The 437-nt window shown below is 69.8% G+C and carries 1 protein-coding gene; it reads right to left on the reverse strand.

What is annotated here, in order from left to right; genetic code table 11:
- A partial coding sequence (locus ACU8YE_RS25465) for an aminopeptidase N C-terminal domain-containing protein (protein ID WP_446930376.1) occupies positions 1–437 on the reverse strand: 437 nt, incomplete at both ends.

The following is a 437-nucleotide window of genomic DNA, read 5'->3' on the forward strand; positions in this document are numbered from 1 at the left end:
GTCATGTTGTCGGCGCGTTCGAACTGAGCGAAAGCGAGCTCCGCCGCATCGTCGGCGCCGCTGGCGGCGATATAGCCGAGCGCAACGCTGCGCAGCCGACGCGCGCCGACCGCCTGCGGGGTATAGACGAAGGCACCCGCGTCGGTCGCGGCATAGGCGGCGCGCCATTGCGGGGCGAGTGCGCGGCCAAGGTCGACGCGCAACCGTTCGCGCGCGGCAAAGATCGCCTGCGGATCAACGACGCGCATCTGGTCGCCGATGAAGCTTTCGGACGGCAACAGCACGGCGTGGGCGATGAACGCCTGGTCGAGCGCGGCGTCGCCCAGCGTCTGGGCGACCGCATCGATCACCGGCTGATGATCGGCGCGGCCGTCGACCACGCTGGCGACCAGCGTGTCGAGCATCAGCTGCTGCATCGCCTCGTAACGGGCGAAGGG

Source organism: Ralstonia sp. VS2407 (assembly GCF_052950655.1).